This is a genomic window from Arsukibacterium indicum, from assembly GCF_019100565.1.
Classification (GTDB): Bacteria; Pseudomonadota; Gammaproteobacteria; order Enterobacterales; family Alteromonadaceae; genus Alishewanella; species Alishewanella indicum.
In genome coordinates this window covers 65,471-90,826 of the sequence record NZ_JAHRID010000003.1, presented here as the reverse complement: position 1 = coordinate 90,826, position 25,356 = coordinate 65,471, and the positions used below count along the sequence as shown (strand labels likewise).

Annotated in this window: 18 protein-coding genes; 10 read left to right on the top strand and 8 right to left on the bottom strand. The window is 51.3% G+C overall.

Annotated features, from left to right (window positions below; translation table 11 throughout):
• Positions 1-33 precede the first annotated feature (33 nt).
• The 4 genes from parC to KQY15_RS07625 all read left to right on the top strand — a co-directional run bounded on the left by parC (position 34) and on the right by KQY15_RS07625 (position 5,043).
• Positions 34-2,343, top strand: coding sequence for a DNA topoisomerase IV subunit A (gene parC / locus KQY15_RS07640; protein ID WP_217668601.1), 2,310 nt, complete (start codon positions 34-36; stop codon positions 2,341-2,343).
• A gap of 42 nt (positions 2,344-2,385) precedes the next feature.
• Positions 2,386-3,129, top strand: a complete 744-nt coding sequence (locus tag KQY15_RS07635; protein ID WP_217668600.1) for a 1-acylglycerol-3-phosphate O-acyltransferase — start codon at positions 2,386-2,388, stop codon at positions 3,127-3,129.
• Positions 3,077-3,502 (top strand): ribonuclease E inhibitor RraB, encoded by a 426-nt coding sequence (gene rraB / locus KQY15_RS07630; protein WP_254795541.1) that lies wholly within the window; start codon positions 3,077-3,079, stop codon positions 3,500-3,502. Before KQY15_RS07635 ends, rraB begins: the two co-directional genes overlap by 53 nt.
• Positions 3,503-3,666: 164 nt before the next feature.
• Entirely contained in the window at positions 3,667-5,043 is a 1,377-nt protein-coding gene (locus KQY15_RS07625; protein ID WP_217668598.1) for a family 14 glycosylhydrolase, read from the top strand.
• 34 nt (positions 5,044-5,077) lie between these two features.
• Here the strand turns inward: KQY15_RS07625 and KQY15_RS07620 are convergent, their stop codons facing one another.
• From KQY15_RS07620 to KQY15_RS07590, 7 genes are all read right to left on the bottom strand, one after another.
• Entirely contained in the window at positions 5,078-6,109 is a 1,032-nt protein-coding gene (locus KQY15_RS07620) for an efflux RND transporter periplasmic adaptor subunit (protein WP_217668597.1), read from the bottom strand.
• Entirely contained in the window at positions 6,102-9,200 is a 3,099-nt protein-coding gene (locus tag KQY15_RS07615; RefSeq protein ID WP_217668596.1) for an efflux RND transporter permease subunit, read from the bottom strand. Before KQY15_RS07615 ends, KQY15_RS07620 begins: the two co-directional genes overlap by 8 nt.
• Before the next feature lie 155 nt (positions 9,201-9,355).
• The gene (locus KQY15_RS07610; RefSeq protein ID WP_217668595.1) at positions 9,356-11,107 is read right to left on the bottom strand and encodes a TIGR03545 family protein; all 1,752 of its coding nucleotides are present in this window, start codon (positions 11,105-11,107) and stop codon (positions 9,356-9,358) included.
• Positions 11,108-11,117: 10 nt separating this feature from the next.
• Positions 11,118-11,609, bottom strand: coding sequence for a TIGR03546 family protein (locus KQY15_RS07605; RefSeq protein WP_217668594.1), 492 nt, complete (start codon positions 11,607-11,609; stop codon positions 11,118-11,120).
• Between the two features lie 111 nt (positions 11,610-11,720).
• Positions 11,721-12,839: an SO_0444 family Cu/Zn efflux transporter gene (locus tag KQY15_RS07600; protein WP_217668593.1), complete on the bottom strand. Its 1,119-nt coding sequence runs from the start codon at positions 12,837-12,839 to the stop codon at positions 11,721-11,723.
• Positions 12,839-13,150, bottom strand: a complete 312-nt coding sequence (locus KQY15_RS07595; protein ID WP_302850318.1) for a MerR family DNA-binding protein — start codon at positions 13,148-13,150, stop codon at positions 12,839-12,841. The genes KQY15_RS07600 and KQY15_RS07595 overlap by 1 nt, the downstream gene beginning before the upstream one ends.
• A gap of 21 nt (positions 13,151-13,171) precedes the next feature.
• On the bottom strand, positions 13,172-13,288 hold the full coding sequence (locus tag KQY15_RS07590; RefSeq protein WP_217668591.1) for a MerR family DNA-binding transcriptional regulator: 117 nt from the start codon (positions 13,286-13,288) through the stop codon (positions 13,172-13,174).
• A 208-nt stretch (positions 13,289-13,496) separates the two neighbouring features.
• Here KQY15_RS07590 and KQY15_RS07585 point away from each other — a divergent pair, with 208 nt between their 5' ends.
• The 4 genes from KQY15_RS07585 (at position 13,497) to KQY15_RS07570 (ending at position 21,344) form a co-directional block, all read left to right on the top strand.
• On the top strand, positions 13,497-15,086 hold the full coding sequence (locus KQY15_RS07585) for an amidase (RefSeq protein WP_217668590.1): 1,590 nt from the start codon (positions 13,497-13,499) through the stop codon (positions 15,084-15,086).
• A gap of 130 nt (positions 15,087-15,216) precedes the next feature.
• Positions 15,217-15,639 (top strand): hypothetical protein, encoded by a 423-nt coding sequence (locus tag KQY15_RS07580; protein ID WP_217668589.1) that lies wholly within the window; start codon positions 15,217-15,219, stop codon positions 15,637-15,639.
• Positions 15,640-15,694: 55 nt separating this feature from the next.
• On the top strand, positions 15,695-17,560 hold the full coding sequence (locus KQY15_RS07575) for an efflux RND transporter periplasmic adaptor subunit (RefSeq protein ID WP_217668588.1): 1,866 nt from the start codon (positions 15,695-15,697) through the stop codon (positions 17,558-17,560).
• Positions 17,550-21,344 carry an efflux RND transporter permease subunit gene (locus KQY15_RS07570; protein WP_217668587.1) on the top strand — a complete coding sequence of 1,265 codons (3,795 nt, stop codon included), beginning with the start codon at positions 17,550-17,552 and terminating at the stop codon, positions 21,342-21,344. Before KQY15_RS07575 ends, KQY15_RS07570 begins: the two co-directional genes overlap by 11 nt.
• A 41-nt stretch (positions 21,345-21,385) precedes the next feature.
• On the opposite strand, the gene KQY15_RS07565 is transcribed toward KQY15_RS07570, so the two are convergent.
• Positions 21,386-22,891: a Na+/H+ antiporter NhaC family protein gene (locus KQY15_RS07565; protein ID WP_217668586.1), complete on the bottom strand. Its 1,506-nt coding sequence runs from the start codon at positions 22,889-22,891 to the stop codon at positions 21,386-21,388.
• Positions 22,892-23,279: 388 nt separating this feature from the next.
• Between KQY15_RS07565 and KQY15_RS07560 the strand changes: the two genes are divergently transcribed.
• Complete coding sequence (locus tag KQY15_RS07560) at positions 23,280-24,083, top strand: THxN family PEP-CTERM protein (protein WP_254795539.1); 804 nt, start codon at positions 23,280-23,282, stop codon at positions 24,081-24,083.
• A gap of 152 nt (positions 24,084-24,235) precedes the next feature.
• Positions 24,236-25,225: a THxN family PEP-CTERM protein gene (locus KQY15_RS07555; protein ID WP_254795537.1), complete on the top strand. Its 990-nt coding sequence runs from the start codon at positions 24,236-24,238 to the stop codon at positions 25,223-25,225.
• Positions 25,226-25,356: the final 131 nt, after the last annotated feature.

Genomic DNA, 25,356 nt, shown 5'->3' with positions numbered 1-25,356 from the left:
AACGAAGTTAGTTTAATAAAAACAGGAACCGGCATGACAGAAACGGTGTTATCCCAGGACGGTGTAGAGCAGTTGCCGCTACGCCGCTTTACTGAAGAAGCCTATTTAAATTATTCGATGTACGTCATTATGGACCGGGCCTTGCCGCATATTGGTGATGGCTTAAAGCCTGTGCAACGGCGCATTGTTTACGCTATGTCAGAGCTGGGTTTATCGCATCTGGCCAAGTATAAGAAATCCGCCCGTACCGTCGGTGATGTACTGGGTAAATTTCATCCCCATGGTGACAGCGCCTGTTATGAAGCAATGGTGCTGATGGCCCAGCCTTTTTCATATCGCTATCCGCTGGTTGACGGTCAGGGTAACTGGGGGGCGCCGGATGATCCGAAATCCTTTGCCGCCATGCGTTATACCGAAGCTAAGTTGTCCCGTTTCAGTGAGGTGTTGTTATCTGAGCTTGGCTCGGGTACTACCGACTGGCTGCCTAATTTTGACGGCACCCTGGAAGAGCCAAAAGTATTGCCGGCACGTTTACCGCATATCCTGCTTAATGGAATTACCGGCATTGCCGTTGGTATGGCAACAGATATTCCACCGCATAATGTGCGTGAAGTTGCTAATGCTTGTGCAGCCTTACTCGATAACCCGCAAAGCAGCATTACTGATTTAATGCAGTATGTTAAAGGCCCTGATTACCCGACCGATGCGGAAATTATCAGCCCGGCCAGTGATATCGCTGCTATATATCAAAGCGGCCGCGGCAGCATAAAAATGCGGGCGGTATATCAGCTGGAAGATGGCGATATCGTGTTAACCGCTTTGCCGCACCAAACCTCAGGTGCGAAAATTCTGGAGCAAATCGCCGGCCAGATGCAGGCGAAAAAATTACCGATGGTCAGTGATTTACGTGATGAGTCTGATCATGAAAACCCAACCCGGATCGTTATTGTGCCGCGCTCTAACCGGGTTGATGTTGAACAGCTGATGCAGCATTTGTTCGCGACCACTGATTTAGAGCGTAGCTACCGGGTTAATTTAAATATTCTGGGGCTGGATCAACGGCCGCGGGTGAAAAACCTGCTGGAAATTCTGACCGAATGGCTTAGTTTCCGTCGCGATACTGTGCGTCGTCGCCTGCAGTACCGGCTGGATAAAGTACTTGACCGCTTGCATGTGTTAGAAGGTTTATTAACGGCCTTTTTAAATATCGACGAAGTGATCCGGATCATCCGCACTTTTGATGAACCCAAGCCTGAACTGATTAAAGCTTTTTCTCTAAGTGAGCGCCAGGCAGAAGCCATTCTGGAATTAAAACTGCGCCACCTGGCGAAGTTGGAAGAGATGAAAATCCGCGGTGAACAGGATGCGCTAAGTAAAGAGCGCGATAAGCTGCAAAGCATTCTGGGCTCGGAGAAAAAGCTAACCAAACTCATCCGCGATGAATTGCTGGCCGATGCTGAAAAATACGGTGATGAGCGGCGCAGCCCGCTGGTTACCCGCGATGAAGCGAAAGCGCTTAGCGAAAAAGAGTTACTGCCCAGTGAGCCGGTAACGGTTGTGTTGTCTGAAAAAGGCTGGGTGCGCTGTGCTAAAGGCCATGATGTTGATGGCAATGCCTTAAGTTACAAGGCAGGAGATGCCTTTAAAGCGATGGCCAGCGGTCGTTCCAATCAGCAGGCGGTATTTATTGATTCCAGCGGTCGCAGTTATGCTACCGAAGCGCATGAGCTGCCTTCAGCCCGCGGTCAGGGCGAGCCATTAAGTGGTCGTTTCACCATCGTCGCCGGCGAAACAGTTGATCATGTGCTGCTGGGTGATGAAAAGCGGGCACTGCTACTGGCCAGTGATGCTGGTTATGGTTTCGTTGCTGAATACAGCGATTTACTCAGCCGCAATAAGGCCGGTAAGGCGGTGCTCAGTTTACCGGTCGGTGCTAAAGTATTACCACCGCTGGTGGTAAAACAGCCAGACACTGACTTATTGCTGTGTATTTCAAATGAAGGCCGGATGCTGGTGTTCCCGGTAAGTGAGTTACCCAAACTCAGTAAAGGTAAGGGCAACAAGCTGATGTCAATTCCATCTGCCCGGGCTGCCAGCAGAGAAGAATATATTTGTCAGCTGGCAGTGGTACCGGCCGATGGTGGGGTGACGCTGGTAGCGGGTAAGCGCAAACTTACCCTGAAAACCGCGGATCTGGAGCATTACCGTGGTGAACGGGGACGGCGGGGTAATAAATTACCACGTGGCTTGCAGCGGATTGATGAGGTTCAGTTACAACAGTGCGTTGCTGACAGCCCGGCTGCTGACGACACCGTCAGTGATCAAACCAGCATCGACAACTAAAGCCGCTATACTGTGCCCCTTTGAGCCAAAAGGGGCCCGATAGTGATTGCGGTTGTACGTTTAATATTACTGACGTTATTTTTTATTATCAGTACGGTGGCAGGGTTAATTGTCTGCTTGTTCAGGCCTTTTCATCCTGACAATGTCGCGCTGTTTGGCAGCTGGTATGGCAAGGTTGCCTGGATCCTCGGTATCGAAGTCGAAGTGCGGCGAGATCCAGCTATTATTGCCGGTGAGCCCTATGTGTTTATTGCCAATCATCAGAATAACCTCGATTTATTTACGTTAAGTGGCACCGTTTTACCGCGCACGGTAACCATTGGTAAAAAAAGCCTGAAATATATTCCGTTTTTTGGCCAGTTATACTGGTTAAGCGGCAATATCATGATTGACCGCGATAATAAAAATAAAGCATTAAGTACCATGCTGGCCGCGGCAGAGCGTATTTCTCGCCATAAAATTTCAGTCTGGATGTTTCCGGAAGGTACCCGCAGCTATGGCCGCGGCCTGCTTCCTTTTAAGATGGGCGCTTTTCATATTGCGCTAGAGGCAAATGTGCCACTGGTGCCGGTAACGATGAGCAGCACCCATGGCCAGTTTAAGCTGAACCGCTGGAATAACGGCAAAGTCATTGTCCGCTTTGCCGCGCCAGTACCACTTAGCAAAGAGGATAACCTGCGGCAGTTTGCCAAAAACATCCGGTTACAGATGGCTGAACAAATCAGGCTGCTTGATGAAGAGCTCGGCAACGACTACACTGCGCGAAACAGCAAATCAGAAGAGTAATGGCATGGAAAACTGGCAGGAATTTACCGAAGACACCATAAGCGCGCTGCTGGAAGATGGCAGTGATCCGGATGCACTTTATACCGTTGAACACCATTTCTACGATAAAGACTTTAACAAGCTGGAAAAACTGGCTGTTGAATTGTTCAAACTGGGTTATGAAGTGACCGACGCCGAAGAAGTCGAGTTTGAAGATGGCGCCAGCGCCTGGGTATTTGATGCTATTCGTGAGCAATCACTGGAAATCGCCCCAATTGTCGCTGATGCTATGAAGCTGGAACAACTGGCGCATAAACACGGCGTGGAATACGACGGCTGGGGCACCTACTTTGAAGGTGACGAAGAAGACTTTGAGCTAGACGACGAAGAGTAAGACATTGTTTCGCAAAAAAGCCGCTTTAAGCGGCTTTTTTATTTGTGCTTCGGGCTAGCTGATATTAACGGGTCTGATTTTGTCGTAACTGAACAAGACTTGCAGGGCAACCGCGCGCTTTAATGCGGTCAGGATAACCGTTAATGCCGCTATGGAGGCAACCGATGCCCTTACGACTTTTTTGGTTTGCTTTGCTGTTTTACTCCGGGCTGGTCAGCGCCTTTACTGCTAATGTAATGGCGCCGCTGCAGGTGACTGATCGGGTTGAATTTCAACGGCAGCTGGCGATAGCCAGACAAATCGGAGTTGATGGCGTATCAGTTGATATCTGGTGGGGGCTGGTGGAGAAAGCCGGCGATCAGCAATTTGACTGGCGCTACTATGACGCCATTTTCAGTGATATCCGAGCGGCGGAATTAAAAATCATACCAATAATGGCGTTTCATCAATGTGGTGGCAATGTCGGAGATGATTGCGATATTCCGTTACCACCCTGGATTTGGCAGCACTACCAGCAGCAGGGCGTTACCGACGCAGAATTGCAGTATCAAAGCGAATTTGGCAACCGTTCAATTGAAACTGTCGCCTTATGGGCAGATCAATGGGTTCTGCCGCAATATATAGAGTTTATGCAGGCGTTTGCCAGCCAATATGCGGCACTGGCGGCGGATATCAGTGAAATTAATATCTCTATGGGGCCGGCTGGTGAATTGCGCTATCCCTCTTATAACAGCCACGACGGCGGCCGCACCGCTTACCCAAGCCGCGGCGGTTTCCAGGCATATTCAAAATTAGCGATCAGCGATTTTCGCGCTGCTATGCAGCACAAGTACCAGACCATTGCGGAATTGAATCAGAGTTGGCAGACGAATTTCAGCGCGTTTAGTCAGCTGTCGCCACCGCTTGATGGCGACACTTTTATAGCTAGTGGCGCTGCATATAACAGCGCTTATGGCCGGGATTTCATTGATTGGTACCATACAGCACTACTGGCGCATGGCAAACGCATGATGGATGCTGCTTTGACCGCTTTTTCAAATAAATTGGCAGCAATCGAACTGGGGTTTAAAATTCCTGGTATTCACTGGAAAATCGCTGCAACTGACTACAGCCAACGCAGTGCCGAGCTGGCTGCCGGGCTGATAACAACAACAACGCCTTTTAGCACTGACAACGGTTTCGGCTATGCCGGTATTGTTAGCCTGGCGGCCGGTTATGCTGAAGAACCACGTGGTGTCGTACTGCATTTTACGGCGTTGGAAATGGATGACAAACCAAGTGGTACCGGCCAATCGATGGCTAAAACCCTTGTGCGCTGGCTAGGGGCGGAAGCTGCCCGCCAACAGGTCGTGTTAAAAGGCGAGAACGCCCTGGCCGGTGGAGTAACCACCCGTCAGGGCTGGGATAATATTGACGCGGCGTTTCGTCGTGGTCACTATCAGGGGATGACCGTATTGCGACTGGCTCAGGTTACCGATGGTGGTATTGGCCAGCGCCGCTATCAGCAGTTAATTGAGCGTTATCGCCGGCAAGATCAATGACACCAATCATGCAGTCGTCAGGTAAGACTGCTGTTTAGCTTTGCGACACGGCCTGGCCGTCCTGCAACCTTTCTGCGCCCCGGGTTACCACCTTTTCACCGGCGTTTAAGCCTTCATCCACGGTTACCCAGTCGCCACTGCCTTCGCTAACTTTGACTGCTTTGCGATGAGCAATATTATTGGCATCGACGGTAACAACATAGGTGCCGTCGCTGCGCAGGATCAGCGCATCCCGGTGCACGGTAACAGCGGCTTTGCTATCGCGGCTGGCCACTTTAACACTAACCAGTTCACCGGCCAGCCAATGGCGTGAGTCCTTCGCCAGCTTCAACCGCAGTTCAGCCCGCTGACTCTGGGCATCTGCAGCGGGGATAACGGCGCTGACGGCAGCACTGCCCTGGTGCTGAGCACTGCTGATGTTGAGCTTATCGCCCACCCTGACAAAGCGAACATAATTCAGTGGCACATAAGCGCGCACTTCCAGCTGATAAATATCCTGCAGCCGCAGCAATGGGGTGCTGCGTGACACATCGCCTCCGGCCTCGCGTAACCGCTCTGCTACTACGCCGGCAAAAGGGGCGCGCACTTCGGTGCGGCTTAGCTGATCGGCTAACTGGGCGATACGGGCGTTGATAATCCCGGCATCGGCTTGCGCCAGTTGATAGTCAGCTTCTGCTTTGTCCAGCTGCAAACCGGCGATACTCTGGCTTTGCTGCAATTCCTGTAACCGCTGGTACTCGCGCTGAAAATAGGCTGCCTGCAGGTTGGCACGCTGCAACTGAGCGCGAAGTTCAGCCTGTTGCAATTGCAGTGGCCGCGGATCCAGTTGGGCCAGCAAATCACCGGCTGCAACCAGCGTACCAGCTTCGGCAACCCAGCTTAAACGCCCGTCGATACCGGCGGTAAGTTCGGTGTTGTTCTGGCTGTATACGGTGCCCGCTGCATCGATAGTCGGTACCTCGTACGATAGCCGGCTTTCAGTTAATTGAACTGAGGTTGCCGGTGCGGTTTGGGCGAAGGTCAAGGCAGAGAAAAGAATACTGCTCAGCGACAGAATTTTAAGCATGGGAAGTTCCTTTTGCCGCCGGGGCGGCTACATTAGTACGCAGTGCTGCCGGGCGCTGCAGTTGCAACACTGCCGGTAGTAAAATAAGGGTAAACAGGGCACTGATTGCCATACCACCAACGATCACCGTGGCCAGACCGCGGTAAATTTCAGCGCCAACCCCGGGGATTAACATCAGCGGCAACATGCCAAATAAACTGGTCAGGGTGCTCATATAGACCGGCCGGGCCCGCAGCAATATCGCCTGTTGCACTGCGGCCTGGCGACACAGACCTTCTCTTTCCGCACTGCGGGTTTGGTCGACAAGTAAAATGGCATTATTAACCACCAGCCCGAGTAAAATAATAAAGCCAATCATGGTTAGTAAGTCCAGTGACTGCACCGTAAACAGGTTTACCAGCGCAAGGGCCAGCACGCCGCCGGCGATCGCCAGCGGCATTACCAGCAATACCAGCAGCGCATCACGTAGTGACCGGAATAACGCGCTCATCAGCAGCAGTAATATCAGCAGGGCCAAACCAAAATTCAGCAGCATCTCATCAATAGCCGAATTCATCTGACTGGCATTGCCGCTTAGCAGCAGACTGGCACCGACAGGCAGGGCTTGTTGCATCGGAGGCAGCACATGTTGTTGCAGAATTTCCATACTTTCATCCAGCGACATGCCTTCCGGTGGCCGGACAATTAAACTAATGGTGCGTTTGCCGCCAATCCGCCGCAGTTGTGATGGCCCAACGGTTTGATTTATGTCAGTCAGCACACCGAGCATCTGTACGCCTGCTCTGGGCGTAACCAGTGGCATTGCCGCCAATTGCTCTGGTGTTTGCCAGCGGTTGGCCCGCAGGATCACATTCATTCGGTCGTTGCCATCAAAATACTCTGATACGAACAAGCCGCTGGTAAAGGCCCTGACATAATTTGCCACGTCGGCGCGGTTTAAACCGGCCTGACTCAGCGCCCGGTCGTGTGGTAGCAATTGCAACTCCGGCTCGGCCATATCCAGCGCGGGCACGGGCTGAGCACTGCCACCAGGCAGGTATTGCTGAACAGCAGTAACACCCAGCTTAGCCACCTGAGCCAAAGCGTGCAGGTCAGGTCCCTGCAGGTTTAGTTCGATACTACGGCCATCGCCACCGCCAGAGACATTGATCATTGAACCCCGGAACAAGAAAACCTGTGTATCGGGAATACCAGCAAATACTTCATTGCGCACCACGTCCATTAACTGCTGTACTTTAGTGGGATCAGCGGCGTAGATAAAACCGCCGCTGGCATTAGGGCCAAAGGTGTAAAAGTTATAACTTTTTATGCCGGGCGTTTTACCGCCTGTATAGTAAGGTGTCAGCCGTTCAACCACCCGGTCGGCCAGTTCTTGTTCAATGTAGTCAATATTGCCGCCCGGCGGCAGACTAAACGAAAAGAAGAAGCCATCAGTCGGCGCCCTTGGCATAAAGTCAGTGCGGGGCACTAGCAAAACGGTTAGCACTACGGCGCCGCCCAGTAAGCCTGTTATCCAGGTCAGCCGCTGCCGGTTGCTGCTGGTCAGGCGCATAATAAGCAGGCTCAGCTTGTGCCAGTAACCAGTAAAAGGGTCCTGACTTTGGGTATTACCCAGCCAATAACGGCTGGCCAGTGGTACTACTGTTATGGCAGCAATAAAGCTGCTGCATACAGCGACTGATAAGGTTAACGCGAGATCGGAAAACAGCTGGCCCTCGATACCGGCCATAAACAGAATAGGCAGGAAAATGGCCACTGTTGTGGCGGTAGAGGCCAGCAGCGCACCGCTAACCTGCGCCGCGCCGCGAAGCGCTGCCTTCTTGTCATCCAACCCTTCGCTTTTCAGACGCAGGATATTTTCCTGAACAATAATAGCCGCATCCAGCACCAGGCCCACTGCAAACGCCAGGCCAGCCAGTGAAATAACGTTCAGGCTACGGCCAAGTAACTGCAATACCAGCAGTGCAATTGCCAGCGACAGCGGAATACTCAGGGCAATAATTGCCGTGGCCTTCCAGCCACGCATAAACAGCCACAGTAAGCCGAGCGCCAGTAGTACGCCCAGGCCGAGGTTACTTTTTACCAGCGCCAGCGCATTACGAATATGCACTGATGCGTCAAAACTCAGCTCCATCAACAGCCCGGCTGCAAGCAGTTCGCCCTGATTCAGCTCGTTAATTGCCTGATTTATTTCATCAAGCAGGGCAACGGTGTTGGCGTCGTTATTGCGGGCAATGGTGATATAGTAGGCCTGTTCGCCATTACGCAGGGTGAAACCGGTGCGGTCGGTAAAGCCCACCTCAATAGTGGCGACATCACCCAGATAAATGGGCCGCTCACCACTGTATGTCAGGATCATATCCTGCAGTGATTCCGGGTTAAACTGGCCGGCGAAGCGCACAGTGTACTGGCGCCGGCCCACATCGGCAAAGCCGCCGGAGGCATCGGTAGCCGCCCGCAGTTGGCTGGCAATATTATTGATGTTCAGCCCAAGGGCAGCCGCGCGTTGTGGGTCAAAGGTAATTCGCAGCTCGCGTGGCCGCTGGCTGTTTAAGTTGACCTGGCCGACACCCTGAATGCGACTTAAGCGCGGCTGCACGGTATCCTCAATCAGTTGCTGAAAACTGGCCATATCCTGCACGTTATTGCCGGGCAGAGGCCGTATGAGTATCGAGGCTGCATTAGGCAGATTCTGGCCGCCACCGGCAACCACGGTCGGTTTAATGGCATCCAGCGGCAACGGTGGTGCCTGGTTCAGGTTATTTATGACATCCAGCATGGCCTGCTGCATATTGGCACCCACTTCAAAAGTGAGGGTGATCGAACCGAAGCCGCGTTGAATATTGGTTTCAACCTTCGTTACGCCGCGGGTATTTTTAATGGCATTTTCAATGGGTTCAATAATGACGGTTTCAACTTCCTGTGGCGCCGCGGAGCGCCAACCGGTAAACACCGAAATTTGCGGCTGTTCAATATCCGGGGTGATCTGAATCGGCAGTTTCAGAACACTGATAAGGCCAAATAATAAAATCAGCAATGATATAACAATAATACTGGCCGGATTGCGCAGCGCAGCGCGGGTAAGGTTCATAGCGGCATCTCAGGGGCTTTATCTGCCCGAAATGTATGCGTTGCCTGAAAAAAAGCGATGAGATTGGGGCAAGCGGAGGGAATTCTGCGGCAGAAGGGGCGCTATTAATATTGGCTTACAGGCTGTAACACGCTGTTACAGCCTGTAAGTCGGCTTCAGTTGCCACCGCCGAGTTTATCAAATAGCTTATCTTTAAGCTTATCTTTAGCCTGGTCTTTCACATCGGCCAGTTTGGCATTAAGCATTTGCTCAATGTTTTCCTCCAGCGCGCCGGCTGCGTCGTCTTGCTGATTAAGCAAGTTGAGCCATTCGCTCTGGCCACCCAGTTGCTGCTGCAGCTGGCTGTCGAGCTTGCTACGCAATTCAGTTTGCAGTGCTGCTATTTTTGCTTTTGCTTCACCCAGCACTGCATCGGCCAGCAGCTTATCAAGTGGTGAGCGAATACTCACTTCTGGTGCACTGATTAAGCCACTGGCGTTTAAGTTAAGCGGGATTTCTGCTTGCTGATTGAGCAGCGTCGCCAGCTGCTGCACATAATTATTATCACTGGCGCTGAACTGTGCTTGCTGCAGTACCACCCTGGCTTGCTGATCTACGTTATTGTCAACCAGATTCAGTTTACCACTGGTATTCAAAGTGGCACTGGCCAGCTTAAGCAGAATATCATCACGGCCAATATCCATACTGTCGACCTGAATACCCTGCAGTTGCCAGTTTACATTGGTAACCATTTGCTCCAGCACGGCAAAGTCACCATCCAGCTTAAGCAACGATAGCTGGGGCAGGCCGGTTACCTCGGCATTAAAGCGGGTTGCGGCATTTATAATCTGATGCTGCGCAGTAATATCCTGCAATTCTATTAACGCTTCGCCGCCACCGATCAGCCAGTTAACCCTGGCGTTTTTAATCCAGAAATCCGGATAAGGCTGGCTTGGAAGTGGCAGAATGCGGTTGGCCAGGGTAATTTCGGGCTGGTCAGTTTGCGCTGCTTCAGCGGATTTTTCCGGGATATATGGTGCTGCCAGGCGATAAACGGCCTCAAGCTGGCCAATCCGCTCGCCCCAGAAATCACCCAGTAAAATCTGGCTGATTGGCGCCAGGCCACTTTCGCCGATATTGGCCAAATCCTGTAATTTCTTCCAGTCACTGCTGCTGGCATCGCGCACGGCACTCAGCGCCTGTTGCAACTGTTGTCTGCTCTGGCTCAAGGTTTGCTGCACGTCTTTTAATTTTTGCTGTTCAATCCGCAGGCTGTCCTGCAGTTTTTTCAGCTGCGCCGCCTTGGCTGTTAAATCGGCGGCATTGTCAATTTTACTGTCGGTAAGTGCTTTAATCTCTGCCTGAATTTGCTCAAGTTTTTCTTTGTCAGGTAACTGTGCCTGAATATCACGCAATACCTGTTGTTGGTTCTGGGCAAGTTGTTTTAGTTCTTCACCACGGGCAACAGTTTGTAAGTTGGCCCTGGCTAACAGCTCGTCGGCGTCAGGTAAGTCGAGCCGTAATAATTGCTGAAAATCGACTTTATCGGCCGGGTCGGCATTGGGGCCGCGAAACACTTTGCCCGGACTGTTGCGCTCAGTGCCATAGGCTAAACCATCAACTGATAAATCATTAATAACGTAGTAGCCAAGTAGCGCCGGCCACACTTCCAATGCAGCGCGGGCATTGCTAAAACTGATGCTGTTATGCGTAGGTTTGGCGTTGTCGGTAATTTGTAATTCACTGACATTGAGGGTAAGCGGCGCCAGGCTGACCGAGACATTACTGATATTGACTTCAGCACCGACTGCTTTTTCCAGGGTGTACACCATACCAAGCCGGATAGCAGTGCCAAGGAACAGATAAACCAACGCCAGGATAGCGGCAAGCAGAGTAAGAAAAATTAACCAACCGGATTTACGGATCATTGCTCGCTCCTTAATTCAAATTTTCATACAGCTGAACAAGCTTGCTGGCTTTTAACATCTGCACCACTTTCCATTGTTGCAGTTTGCTCATCACCCGGCCACGATATTGCTTGACCAGTATGGTGCCAAGCCAGGCCACTGGCAGCAGTAATAGTATGCCCAGCACAAAGGCGCCCAGCACCAGGGTATGGTGCAGGTGAAATAATTGCAGGGTTTCGCTTTTGGCCAGCAACTGCAACAGCGCTGGATGTTGTGCATATTGCCAGGTAAGGCTTTCCAACGCATCACCGAAAATAAACATCAGGCCACTGCACAGGCCCCATACCAGCAGAAAGGTTGCCAGATTGACGGTGAGCAGGCACACCAGCAGCAAAATCAGCAGCGTCAGCAGGCCAAAAGGCAGTAGACCGGCCAGTAAACCCAGACCAATGCCCCAGCCTATTTGCCAGGGGGAGGCTTCAGAGTTCAATACTTTCAGAATTCGGGCAAGCAGGGTTAACATGGGACATCCTTTATCGTCACAATGGTTGCTGTTATATAAGGTAACAGCCACACCGGCGTTTGTCAGCCGCCGGTGGGTAAAACAAGGATTTATCTAAAGATTTTAGCCACGTTATGATTGCAGCTGATGACGCAGCCGGCGTTGATTAAGCTGGCGCCAGATAATGCGCAGAATCAAGCCTGCCAACAAAAAGGCTGCCACCAGTTCCAGCCAGCCGGGTAGTACCGAGTGCTGATGTTGCATCGCGCCCTGCACCGAGATATCAAAATAGGCCAGGCCCTGATCCAGCAACCAGCCAAACAGCACTGACATGACGATCACCCCGAACAGATAGGCCGCCAGCGCTCTGCTACCGAGTTCTTTATACACCACACTGATAGTAGCAATATTGGTGGCCGGGCCAGCCTGCATAAACACCAGTGCAGCACCGGGCGAGATACCTACCAGCATCATCGCTGCAGCGATAGGAGTTGATGCGGTGGCGCAGACATACATGGGCACTGAAATCAGCACCATTAACAGCATGGTCCAGATGCTGCTGCCGTACTGGCTTAAATAATCCATTGGTACCAGTGTTTGCACCAGCGCAGCAAAAAATAAGCCCAGCAGCAGCCACAGGTAAAAATCGCTGAGCAGTTTGCCGCTGCTGTATTGCAGGCCTTGCTTTGCCTGCTGCCATAGCGTTAATTTTGCAGCTTTGTTTTTATTAGTGGCACAACATGACGCTTTAACCGGTTCGCTGATTACCGCTGCGGCTTTGCCTGCGCAGCAACTTTTTGCTGTTGGCAGAGCAGGGGCTGGCGCTGGCTCTGTGACCGGGGTTGCTGGTTCACTGGCCTTACCGACTAATAAACCCGAGACAATGGCGCTTATTATCGCCGCAACGGGTCGCACTATCGCCATCACCGGCCCAAGCAACACATAGGACACAGAAATCGAATCTACCCCGGTTTCCGGGGTGGCACTTAAAAAAGCAACAGTTGCCCCTTTACCGGCACCGCCGCGGCGCAACTGCATCGCGGCCGGGATCACCCCACAACTACAAAGAGGCAGCGGCGCACCCAGTAGTGCACCTTTTATCACTGGTGTTAAGCCATCACCGCCCAGTTGCCGCTGTAGCCAGCTCATCGGGATCCAGACTTTCATTATCGCTGCTACCACTAACCCGACCAGCAGCCACGGGGCTGACAGCACAAATAGCTGCCAGAAATTGTCGATAAAACTTAACATTAGCCGGGCTCCTTTTGGTGGTGGGGGTGATGCTGTTCAGGCTTAACGGTGCTGCCTTGCTCCAGCGCTGTCAGAATTGAGCATTCAGTGGCGCTGATGCTGCCACCACAACAGGCCTGATCGAGCTGTTGCAGTGCCTGCTGAAACTGCCGAAGTTCCGCCAGCTGCCTGGCAATTTCCTTAAGCTTTTGTTGTACTTTGTCTTTCACATCACTGCATTGCCATTGGCTTTTGTTATCTTCAATTTGCAGCAGTTCATGAATTTGCAGCAAACTGAAACCGACACTTTTCGCGCGCAAAATAAAAGCCAGGCGCTGGCTGTCCGCTTCGCTTTACAAGCGGTAGCCTGCCTCTGAGCGGGCGCTGGGCCTTAATAGCTGCTGTTTCTCATAAAAGCGAATGGTATCCACACTGACACCATGCCGTTTAACTAACTCACCAATCTTCATCTGGCTGCTCCTGTTATCAGCTGGCAACGACTATGGACACAGTATAAACCCTTGAGCTTACTCCAGAGTCAAGAAGCTTTAAAAATGATTATGGTTGCTTTTGCGAACAACAGCCGGCAGGGTGCGATAGAAAGGTGCCGGAAACCACGATAAAGCGGTTACGATGGGTTATTACAAAATAAATATTGTTAATAAGCAGGGAATACTAATGCGCCATCTTTTTCTAACTATGGGTTTTGGCGTGCTGCTGACGCTAAGCGCTTGCAGTAATCAACCTTTAGCCCCTCAGTCGGCTGTCACCGGGCCTGACACGGCACAGAGCACGATTAATCCGGCCTGGCTGTCAACCGCAGCCGCGCAGCAAGCTTTAGCCGATGGCAAGCTGAGCTCAGAGCAGCTGGTAAGCTACTACTTGCAGCAAATTGCCAGCAATAACAACAGCGGCCATCAGCTGGCGGCGATAAGCGATATTAACCCTGATGCGATGAGTCAGGCACAGCAGCTGGATGCTGAGCGCCGTGCCGGTAAGGTGCGCTCGGCGCTGCATGGTTTGCCGGTGGTATTAAAGGCTAATATCGCGACAAAAGACAGCCTGCCGACAACGGCAGGAGCCCTGGCATTACAGGGCCACCTTACCCCGGCAGATGCAGAGCTTGTCAGTCAGTTACGCACAGCCGGCGCGATTATTCTGGCTAAAGCTAACTTGTCGGAATGGGCTAATTTTCGGGGCGAAAATTCAGCCAGTGGCTGGTCTGCGCTTGGCGGCCAGGTTCGCAACCCACACTTATTAAGTCACACACCCTGTGGTTCGAGCTCAGGTTCTGCCGTGGCGGTGGCGGCTGATTTCACTTTGCTGGCTGTTGGCACCGAAACTGACGGTTCTATTATGTGCCCCTCGGCAATCAATGGCATTGTCGGTATTAAACCCAGCCGCGCTGCTGTATCGGGTGAGGGCATTATCCCGATTGCCTCGGCGCAGGATATTGCCGGGCCGATGGCCAGAACGGTTTATGGTGCCGCGTTACTGCTGGATGCGATGCTAAGCCCACAGGCAAAACAACAGTTTACTCAGCCGCTTAGCACTGCGGCCAGGCAGGCCCCAACTGCAGGCAAAGTATTACTGGTTCGTGCCTATGATAAGCAAGACCAAGCCCTGCCACAGATACTTGATAAGCTGGCTGCAGCGCTTACAGCAGCCGGTATAGAGGTAGTCAGTACAGATAGATGGCAGTTGCCGCCTGAGCTGTATCAGGCAGAGCTAAAAGTATTGGTGTACGAGTTTAAGCGGGATTTAGAACAATGGTTGCGGGACTATCAGGTGCCGGCAGAGCGCGATACGCTGGCTGAAATTGTTGCCTTTAACCAGGCTATTGGCGAAACAGCCCTGGGCTTTTTTGGCCAGGAGTACCTGCAGCAAGCCGCAGCGATTAACCTGGAAACTGACAAAGTCAGTTATCAGCAGGCGCTGAACCAAAGCCGGCAACTTTCTGAGGCTGCTCTGGACCAGTATCTGCGAGAGCAGGGTTTTGATGCCATTATTCTGCCGTCATATGGCCCGGCCTGGCCCATTGATCATGTTAAGGGCGATGCCTTTAATTTTGGTACCTCAACCGCGGCAGCTGTGGCGGGTTACCCGTCCGTGACAATTCCGGCAGGTTTCAGTAGTATTTTACCGTTAGGCGTTAGTCTGGTTGGGTTACCCTGGACAGAGCCGGAGTTATTAGCATTGGCCAGCCTGCTGGAACAGCAACTGGCAGCTTATCAGCAACCGGGCTTTGTAAAGCAGTTAAGCGAGTAATAAACTTAAGCTGGCAATTTTGACTTGTTAGCCGCTTAAGCGTAATCTTAGCGGCAATTGCCTCTGGCATTTATAAGCTAAACTAACTGAGTAATACGGCAGCTATTCCAAATATTATGTTAAGCACCCTATGTTAAGTACATTGGTACAACGACAAAAGCACTGGACTATCCCGTTGATGGTCAGTTTGGCGCTGTCCTGGTGTTTATTGCTGTGTAATGGCCTCGTTAGTCAGGCTATTGCTGCTGATTATCAGCAACATGTTGTCATGTCGACTGAAAGTCCGCCGTGTCATGGTGTTATCAGCGAAGTTGATGTGCCACCGACCGGCTCAATAATTGTTGATAGTACACATGATAATTGTTCTGGCTGCGACACTCCGGCAACCCAGCTTGAGTCTTTATCATTACCGGCAGTAGTATTATCGGTCAGTTGGTTGCAGGTAAATGAACTGTGGCCAACTTATTCGCATAATTCAGACAATTTTGTACACCCGTCTCCGCCAAGACCTTCTGTCCCCTTATATCTGCGAAAAAACCAGCTGCTGATTTGATCCCGGCCGTGTTGCCTACGGTTATTTACGGTATTTCAAATGCAGAGGTTTTACTATGTTTATCCCGGTTAAAAGCGGCTTGCTGGCCAGTTTGCCAGTGTTATTATTCGTTGGCGGCGAAGCGCTCGCCCAGCAACACCAGCATGATCATTCCCAACACGTCAGTGTTCTGCAAAGCACGCTGGCAAGTCAAAGCACGCTAAAGCAGCTGATAACGGGTGATAAACCCGCCACCGTCTATACCTGTTCAATGCACCCGCATGTCCGCTCCACCAATCCGGATGATCGTTGTCCGATATGCGGCATGGCGCTTATCCCGGTAACGACAGACGACGCTGAAAATTCTGCCGATCCCTCGTTAAATCCGGCCCCTTTGTTAAGTGCAGAAGGCGCGGTGCGGTTAAGCCCGCGGGCCCAGGCATTGCTGCAGCCAGAGTTAACTCCGGTGCGGCGGCAGCAGGCCGAGCACAGTATGGCGTTAGTCGGTAAGCTGGCTGCCGATCAGAGTCGGTTGAAAACTATCAGTGCCTGGACTTCTGGCCGGATTGATAAGTTCTACCTTGATAGCAGCGGGGTCGATGTCACTGCGGGCCAGCCGATGGTAGAGATTTTCAATCCGGATCTTATTGTTATACAACAGGAACTGGTGCAGGCTAAGCAGCTTGCTGGCGCCCGCGGCAGTAGTTTACCGGCCGACAGCACCCTGGCCGCTGCACGGCGCCGCCTGCGGCTGTTAGGGGTGCCCGCCACCCAGATTGATACGATTTTACAAAGTGAGAGCCTGCAGGATACGGTCACGATCAGTGCGCCGGTATCAGGTCGGGTCCTGGAAAAAATGGTGAATGAAGGTGCTTATGTCAGTGCCGGCCAGCCACTGTTCAGCGTACTGGCGCTGGATAAACTCTGGCTGGAGCTCGAAGCCTTTGAGCATCAGCTTGGCGCTATCAGGCCGGGGCAGAAGATAAGTGTTGAATTGCTGGCACTGCCGGGAGCAACATTCGATGCCGAAGTATTGCTGTTGGAACCTCAGGTGGACAGCAACCAGCGCACCGTTACTGTCAGGGCGGTGCTGGACAACCCGGACGGTCAGCTGTTACCCGGAATGCTGGCCCGGGCAAGGCTGCTCGACACTGAGGATAATGTGCTGCTGATTCCGGCATCTGCGGTGCTGCATACCGGCAAGCGCTCGCTGGTCTATGTGCAACAGCCCGGCCAGAGTGCAACCTACAGCGGCCGCGAAGTTACGCTGGGCCGGCGCTTTGCTGATCAGTATCAGGTGCTGGAGGGCTTAACAGAAGGCGAACTGGTTGTCAGCAAAGGGGCATTTCGCTTAGATAGTGAGCTGCAAATCCGGGGGCTGCCCAGTATGCTTTCTGCCGACGGTCAGGCCGGTAATCCCCACGCAGCCCACGGCCATCAGCAGATGAGCACCCAAACAGCAGCGCCAGTGCAGACAGCATTAGTGCCGCAAGACAGCTTCAGTCTGACGGAAGCTCAGCAAAATGCCATTCTGGACACATATCAACAGTTATACCTGGCGTTAACCGAGGATAGGTTAACCGACTGGCAAGAAGGGACTGTGGCTTTTGAGCACGCCGTTAACGCGGTTAGCTGGCCTGCTCATTTACAGCAGCACGTCGCACAGTTACTGACTGGCACCGGTCATAGCCAGCATGTCACTGACCTTGAACAGGCCCGGGCCCAATACTATCTGCAGGTGCAGGCTTTGTTAGCGCTGGCCGGGCAGGGTATGCTGGCTGAGGGCTGGTACCGGGCATATTGTCCTATGGCGCGCGACGGTGAGGGCGCCAGCTGGTTACAGAGACAAACTGAGGTATTAAATCCGTATTTTGGCTCTATGATGCAAGGCTGTGGTGACATTGAGCAGCAGTTCAGCGCCGGAGGTCGTTATGCACACTGAACCTGGCCTGCAGCAACAACAGCACTCCTGGTTTTCACTGTTGATTGGCGCCTGTCTGCGCCAGAAATTGCTGGTGCTTTTAATCAGTGCTTTGCTTGTCGTGGTTGGTGTTGGCTATGCGCCTTTTGGCTGGCAAACCGGCATACCGCTTAAACCGGTCGCGGTGGATGCAATACCGAACCTGGGTGAAAACCAGCAAATTGTTTTTACCGAGTGGCCCGGACGTTCGCCACAGGACGTCGAGGATCAGCTGAGTTATCCGCTGAGTGTCGCCCTGATGGGCGTGGCCGGTGTTAAAGACGTGCGCACCTTATCGATGTTTGGTTTTTCCAGTATTGCCGTTATTTTTGATGACAGTGTTGAGTTTTACTGGTCGCGCAGCCGTTTGCTGGAAAAGCTGGCCAGCCTGCCGGAGGATACATTACCGGCTGGGGTGCAGCCGAGCCTGGGGCCGGATGCCACGGCATTAGGCCAGGTGTTCTGGTATACATTAGAAGGGCGCGATCCAACAGGTAACAGCACCTCTGGCTGGGATCTTGACGAGCTGCGCAGCATTCAGGACTGGTATTTACGAACTGGTTTGCTGGCCGCTGAAGGCATCAGTGAGGTTGCCTCCATTGGCGGCTTCCAGCGCGAATATCAGATAGAGGTTGATCCGGACTTACTGCGAATTTATCAGGTTAGCCTGGCCGACGTCAGTAATGCAGTAATGGCGGCAAATCTGGATGTCAGCGCTGGCAGCCGCGAGATTAATGGTGTCGAATACCTGTTGCGCGGTGTTGGTTTAGTAAAAAACCTCAGTGATATTGAACGGGCGGTAGTGCGCCTGGCGCCTGATAATACGCCGATTACAGTAGCAGATGTGGCAAAAGTCAGTACCGGTCCGGCTCAGCGTCGTGGCGCCCTGGATGTGGCAGGAGCCGAAGCAGTGGGCGGCGTGATAACGGTACGGCAGGGTTATAATCCGCGTCAGGCTATCGATAATATTTATGCCAAGCTTAACCAGATCAGTCGCGGTCTGCCGGCTAAAGCTGTTATCGACTGGCCGCACACCAGCGCGGCGCAGGTAGCAGACTTTGCAAAGGCCAATGCATTACCGGCCTGGGGTAACGATAACAGCCAGTGGACCTTGTTTTTGCAACAGCATCCGGCCGATAGCTGGCCACAGTGGCTAACCTTAAGTCAGCTGACGGTAGTGCCGTTTTATGATCGCTCAGAGCTGATTAACGAAACCCTGGGAACCCTTGAGCAGGCACTTAGCCTGCAGATCCTGATTACCATCATCGTGGTGCTGGTGATGTTATGGCACCTGCGGGCAGTATTTGCCGTCAGCACTATGCTGCCGTTAGCGGTACTGTTGAGCTTTATAGGCATGAAACTGTTTGCAGTAGAAGCCAATATCGTGGCGCTGGCCGGTATTGCCATCGCCATCGGTACCATCGTTGATATGGCGATAATTGTCAGTGAGAACCTGATCCGCCAGCGCCAGCAGCAACCTGAGTTAACGGCTTATGTTGCGGTGCAGCGGGCAATGCAGGAAGTGGGGCCGGCTATTATAACCGCAATTAGCACGACCATCGTCAGCTTTTTACCGGTTTTCAGTATGACAGGTGCCGAAGGTAAGCTATTTGGCCCGCTGGCTTACAGCAAAACCCTGGTGTTACTGGCGGCTGCCTTCCTGGCGCTAACGTTATTACCTGTGCTGCTGTTTTTACTGTTTTCACCGCGAATGGAGGGGGTTAAAAAGTACTTGCGGAGCCTGACGGCCCGCTGGCCCCGGTTAACCCTGCCTTATAATTCAGGTACCCGTCTGCGGGCATTACTGTTGTTAGTGTTGTTGTTAGCCGTCACCGGCTTGCTGGCATATTTCTGGCAGCCGCTGGGCCCGGCTGCCGGCTTGCTGAGCAATATTCTGCTGGTTGCTACGCTGCTTGGCACAGTACTACTGTTTTTCTGGCTGTTTTCATTGTGCTATCTGCCGCTGCTACGACTGGTATTGAAGGTGAAGCTGCTGTTTATGCTGCTGCCGTTGTTGCTGGTGTTGTACGGGCTTAGTATCTGGTTGGGTGCTGAACGGGTATTGCCCTGGGTAGCTGCCGACAGTGCCACAGCACAGCGTTACCCCGGCATGGGACGGGAGTTTATGCCTGCCCTGGATGAGGGGGCGTTTTTGTTAATGCCAAGCCTGATGCCGCATACGTCAATAGCCGAAGCGCTGGATGTGCTGCAACAGCAGGACCTTGCGATTGCAGCTATTCCTGAAGTTCGCTCTGTCGTCGGCAAAGTTGGCCGGGCCGATACTGCACTTGATCCGGCGCCATTGGGTATGATTGAAACGCTTATTCAGTATCATAGTGAGTACAAAACCGATGCTGCCGGCAACCGGCAGTATTTTCGCTATGATACCGTTGAAAACCAGTTCGTCAGAGACAGTGACGGCCAGTTAATCTCTGACAGCCAGGGTCGGCCATACCGGCAATGGCGGGAGCATATTCACAGCCCGGACGATATCTGGCAGGAAATTATTCAGGCCGCGCAGCTGCCGGGCGTTACGTCAGCCCCGCAGTTACAGCCCATCGAAACACGTCAGTTGATGCTGCAAACCGGGATGCGCGCCGCAATGGGGATAAAACTGGCGGCACCGGATCTGACCACTCTGGGGCAAACTGCCATAGAGCTTGAGCAGTTACTACGCCAGGCCCCGGCCGTCCAGGCACAGACCGTCAATGCCGAGCGGGTTGTTGGCCAGCCTTATCTGGAGATCCATCCGGACCGCGCTGAAATCGCCAGGCATGGCCTGAGTATGCAGCAGGTGCAGCAGGCCATTGCCAGCGCGATTGGCGGCATGGATGCCGGCCGGATTATTGATGGTCGTGAACGTTATCCCATCCGGGTCCGTTATATGCGGGAGCAACGCGATACGCTGGAGCAGTTGGCTGACGTATTAGTCGACACGCCGGCCGGCTATCCACTGCCGTTACAGCAGTTAGCTGAAATTCGCTATCAGCGTGGGCCGCAGATGATCCGCTCAGAAAACACCTTTTTAACGGCTTATGTTACTTTTGCCGGCAAGCCGGGTGTGGCTGAAGTGGAGGTAGTTGCGGCGGTGGCAGCTTATCTGGATGCAAAGCTAAGCAGTGGTGCCTGGCAGCTGCCTACCGGCGTCAGTTATAGCTTTGCCGGCAGTTTTGAGCAGCAGCAGCGCGCAGCGACAACGCTGTTATGGGTGGTGCCGCTGGCACTTATCATTATTTTTATGTTGCTGTATCTGCAGTTCCGCCGGGTCAGCACCACGCTGATGATCTTCAGTAGCATTGCCGTGGCCTGGACCGGTGGTTTTATCATGCTTGACTGGTTTGGCCAGAGTAGCTTTTTAAATATCAGCCTGTTTGGTACCAACTTGCGCGAGCTGTTTCAGTTGCAGCCGTATAATCTGAGTATTGCGGTCTGGGTGGGGTTTCTGGCGTTATTTGGTATCGCAGTCGATGACGGCATCGTGATGGCCAGTTACTTAAAGCAGGCCTTTACTGACAGCAAACCGGGCAGTAAAGCAGAGGTGCGGGCGCTGGTGCTTTCAGCCGCAGCAAAGCGGATCCGGCCCTGCCTGATGACCTCGGCCACCACTATTCTGGCATTATTGCCGGTGCTAAGTGCCACCGGCCGCGGGGCTGATTTAATGATCCCAATGGCCATCCCAACCTTTGGCGGGATGTTATTTGTACTGTTAAGCGTATTTATGGTGCCGGTGTTGTATTGCGCGGTGGAGGAAAGGAGATTGAGATAGACGTAAAAAAGCGCCAATGGCGCTTTTTTTACGTCTAAGAGTTAGGCCAGCAGAATAAAACCAAAAAAGGCCACTATGGCTGCGATTAAGGCATAGGGGAACTGAGTTAGGGCATGGCTCATCAGGTTACAGCCTGAGCCTTGCGCTGCCAGTACTGTCGAGTCACTGTAAAAACAGGCCTGGCTGCCAAAAGAACTGGCCGATAACAGCGCGCCTATTACCAGTGGAATATTGGCATCAACCGCAAACGCCAGTGGCATTACTATCGGAATAGATACCGCAAAAATACCCCAGCTTGAGCCGGTAGCGAATGCCAGAATCGCCATAGCTAAAAATACCAGTGCCGGCAGCATCTGGGCACTCATATAAGGGGCCAGGTTTTCGATAATATATAGCGGCAGACCGAGTTTGTCGCAGACATCTTTAAAGACAAAAGCGGCAATAACGATGCTGATCGCGGGCAACATGGTTTTAAAACCATTCATCATAACGTCCATCATTTCAGATAACGACATCAGTCGTTGCACGCCATAATAAACAAAAGAAAATACCAGAGCAGCAATCACACCTTTTAAAATATCAGGCTCACTTAATGAGTCGCCAAGCAACATGGTAAAGACAATCAGCGCCAGCATTGGCATAACAAAGTTATGCACTCTACCGTGTTTATTACTGGTTTCAAACTCCTGCTCTACTGAGCTTACCGCGTATTCATCACTGGTATGGTAGGGCATTTCATCAACTGCATGATTTTGCAAGCGTATCCCAGCCTGCGGGCTGTCGGCCAGCTCACATTCAACCGGTGTACCCTGTAGCGTTGCCAGTTCCGCTTTCTTCATTGGCCCAATATCCGGCATCAGTTTTAAGGTAACCAGCATAACTACAAAAATAGCCACGATCGGGTACAGCATATAAGGAATAGCTTCAATGTAAACTGCTACCCCTTTGCCCTGTTCGGCAACATTATTATCCTCGAGCAATCCACCAAAAAATACTGCCCAGGTAGAAATAGGTACCAGCACACAAACCGGTGCTGCAGTAGAATCGACGATATAAGCCAGTTTTTGTCTGGACACTTTAAATTTGTCTGTCACCCGCTTCATCGCTTCGCCAACCGACAATGCATTCAGATAATCATCAACGAAAATAATACAGCCCAGCAGAAACGTCATAAACATTGACGAGCGTGGGCCACTGGCTTTACGGGCCCCGAAACGGCCAAATGCGACTGCACCACCGGTATGGATCAATAACCCAATCAGCGCACCAAAACCGGCACATACCAGTATCAACCAGCCAATAGTTTCGTCTTGCATTACATTAACGGAGATATCAGAAAAATTTGATAATGCATCCAATGGGTTAATCAGCAGCAAACCGGTAACGGCACCCAGGATCAGCGCGAGAATAGGACGCTTTAACCAGACAGCAAAGGTCAGAACGACTAAAGGTGGTATTAAACTTAATGCTGAAGGGGTTACGGCAGCGGCCTCGATGGCCGCAGCGACCGGCTCAGCAAGGTTTCCTACAGTGCTATCTGCTGACATTGGCTATTCTCAAATATAAAGCTCTGTTATCAGAGTCGGGTTGATAAACCGCTGCAGCAGATAAGACAACGCAACGGAGCGCATTTTTTATAGTTCTGAACTCATTATCATCAAAATGGAGTTACGGTTTCGGTTCGTCGAAAACCACCGCGCAATAATATCAAAAAATTTTTTTTCCACCAGAGAATTGTCTTGGTGGGAGAGCAAACCCTGCTGTGCTTTTGTTAATTGCCAGAGTGATTGTCATGAAAATTTACACTAATAAGATTATTAAATGTTAATTAATAGAAAAAACAGTGAGTTAAAATCTGGCCTGATTAATGCTTTATACATGGAGAATGCGAATACTAGCGGTTATTCGTCCTTTTGTTCCATCAAGGAGATACATATGAACAAATTAACTAAGGGTCTGTTGGCGGGTGCCGCTCTGCTGGTTGCGCCATTTACTCAGGCGGCAGTCATTGAGTGGTCTTATAACGTTACGACCGAATGGCTTGATGCTGAGTTTAGCGCTGGTGGTGGTACTCAGATTGAAAACAGCTCGCTGATTAGTTGGGGTGCAACAGGTGGAGATCATACTGATCCTACTCAAAACGCAGCTAATTCACGTAGCGGTCTGGAAATTACTAATTCACCAGCAATGGGCAATGTGTTTACCAATAACATGATGCCTGCGCCAACAAATACTATTACCCATTTCAACAATATACTGTCCAGTAGTTTTGCTACCCTGGTTAGCGCAGAAGTAAGAACTACGCTGACGTTAACCCCGGTTGATCCGGCCGGGCCTGCTGCGCCGGAGTTTATGACTGATTTCTTTGTTGATTTTATTGAAACACCAAACACCAGTCCTTGTGATTTCCCAAGTGACACGGTGTGTGACGATATCTTTGTTATTCAGTTTGGCGCGCTTAATAGTGAGTTCGTTTATGATGGCATTACTTACTTTATCAGTATAGTTGAATTAACAGGTAACCTGAACCCACTGCCTGATGCGACTTGTGCAGAAGCCGGTGTTGCTGCTGGCTGTTTAGGTTTTACCACGCAAGAGAGTACTTTTACTCCGGCGCAGTTTGGCTTTTTAATTACCAGCCGTCCGGTAAATGTTCCTGAGCCAGCTATGTTAGGTTTGTTTGGCTTAGGCTTGTTAGGTTTACGTGCATTTGGTCGTCGTCGTTCAATTAAAAAATAAGTGATATGGTAGTAGCTTACCGTTACACAGAAAAACCGGAGCTTGCTCCGGTTTTTTTATGCCTGATTGATATTGTTGAATTGCTGACAAAGCAGATTTTAGACCAGGCTAAAGCATTTTTTTTGTTATAAGTCAGAGCTATACATTCTGTTTTGTCCAGTCAGCAATACTACGTATTCAATGTAAAGTGTCACAATTGTTTACATAATTGGCACTGCTGTTTTAATAACTTCTTTAAAAGCAAATGCTTAAGTAAATGGCACGAAAAGTGCTGTATTGAGGCGGAAGCAAATAATAATAATGGTTGTTTGCTCATTTGTTCCATCATGGAGATTAATATGAACAAATTAAGTAAGGGGTTGCTGGCGGGCGCTGCGCTACTGATTGCACCGTTTACGCAGGCTGCCGTGGTAGAGTGGTCTTACAACGTTACAACGGAATGGCTGGGTGCAACGTTCAGTGGTGCCAATGCTAATCAAATAGTAAATGACTCACTGATAAGCTGGGGACGGGCAGGTGGTGATCACACTAATCCAAACCTTAGTGCGATAAATTCCCGCAGCGGCATAGAAATTAGTAATTCACCGGCTGCTGGTAGTGTGTTTACTAATGGTATGATGCCTGCACCAACTAATATCATTACCCATTTTAATAATACGCTTTCTAGCACTTATAGTACCTTAACCAGTGCCAGTATATTAACCACACTGGATCTGACGCCGTTAGATCCTGTTGGCCCTGCAGTTCCTCAGTTTACGACCAGTTTTTTTGTTGACTTCATTGAAACGCCAAACACAACACCATGTAATTTCCCATCAGTTACAGTCTGTGACGACATTTTTGTGATTCAGTTTGGAGCATTGAATACTGAATTTGTTTATGACGGCATAACTTACTTTTTAAGTATTGTGGAATTATCAGGTAATTTAACACCGTTACCAGATGCAACGTGCGCAAGAGCAGGTAAAGCAAATGGTTGTTTAGGTTTTACTACCCGTGAAAAAACCTTTACTCCTGCTCAGTTTGGGTTCTTTATTACAACCCGTCCGCTAAATGTGCCAGAGCCAGCCATGTTAGGTTTGTTTGGTTTAGGCTTGTTAGGTTTAAGAGCCTTTGGCCGCCGCCGTTCAGTTAAAAAATAAGCGAATAGGTATTTTGCTGCTGAACTAATAATAACCGGAGCTTGCTCCGGTTTTTTAACTGCACAAGTCGGGATTGGTAAAATACCCGGACAATGAAAAAAGGCGACTAAATTGTCGCCTTTTGCTATCCA

What these genes read in the sequence shown, in the direction of transcription:
- parC (WP_217668601.1), top strand. Translation starts at nt 34, where the DNA reads ATGACAGAAACGGTGTTATCCCAGGACGGTGTAGAGCAGTTGCCGCTA.
- rraB (WP_254795541.1), top strand. Translation starts at nt 3,077, where the DNA reads ATGAAGAGCTCGGCAACGACTACACTGCGCGAAACAGCAAATCAGAAG.
- KQY15_RS07625 (WP_217668598.1), top strand. Translation starts at nt 3,667, where the DNA reads ATGCCCTTACGACTTTTTTGGTTTGCTTTGCTGTTTTACTCCGGGCTG.
- KQY15_RS07620 (WP_217668597.1), bottom strand. Translation starts at nt 6,109, where the DNA reads ATGCTTAAAATTCTGTCGCTGAGCAGTATTCTTTTCTCTGCCTTGACC.
- KQY15_RS07615 (WP_217668596.1), bottom strand. Translation starts at nt 9,200, where the DNA reads ATGAACCTTACCCGCGCTGCGCTGCGCAATCCGGCCAGTATTATTGTT.
- KQY15_RS07610 (WP_217668595.1), bottom strand. Translation starts at nt 11,107, where the DNA reads ATGATCCGTAAATCCGGTTGGTTAATTTTTCTTACTCTGCTTGCCGCT.
- KQY15_RS07605 (WP_217668594.1), bottom strand. Translation starts at nt 11,609, where the DNA reads ATGTTAACCCTGCTTGCCCGAATTCTGAAAGTATTGAACTCTGAAGCC.
- KQY15_RS07600 (WP_217668593.1), bottom strand. Translation starts at nt 12,839, where the DNA reads ATGTTAAGTTTTATCGACAATTTCTGGCAGCTATTTGTGCTGTCAGCC.
- KQY15_RS07590 (WP_217668591.1), bottom strand. Translation starts at nt 13,288, where the DNA reads ATGAAGATTGGTGAGTTAGTTAAACGGCATGGTGTCAGTGTGGATACC.
- KQY15_RS07585 (WP_217668590.1), top strand. Translation starts at nt 13,497, where the DNA reads ATGCGCCATCTTTTTCTAACTATGGGTTTTGGCGTGCTGCTGACGCTA.
- KQY15_RS07580 (WP_217668589.1), top strand. Translation starts at nt 15,217, where the DNA reads ATGTTAAGTACATTGGTACAACGACAAAAGCACTGGACTATCCCGTTG.
- KQY15_RS07575 (WP_217668588.1), top strand. Translation starts at nt 15,695, where the DNA reads ATGTTTATCCCGGTTAAAAGCGGCTTGCTGGCCAGTTTGCCAGTGTTA.
- KQY15_RS07570 (WP_217668587.1), top strand. Translation starts at nt 17,550, where the DNA reads ATGCACACTGAACCTGGCCTGCAGCAACAACAGCACTCCTGGTTTTCA.
- KQY15_RS07565 (WP_217668586.1), bottom strand. Translation starts at nt 22,891, where the DNA reads ATGTCAGCAGATAGCACTGTAGGAAACCTTGCTGAGCCGGTCGCTGCG.
- KQY15_RS07560 (WP_254795539.1), top strand. Translation starts at nt 23,280, where the DNA reads ATGAACAAATTAACTAAGGGTCTGTTGGCGGGTGCCGCTCTGCTGGTT.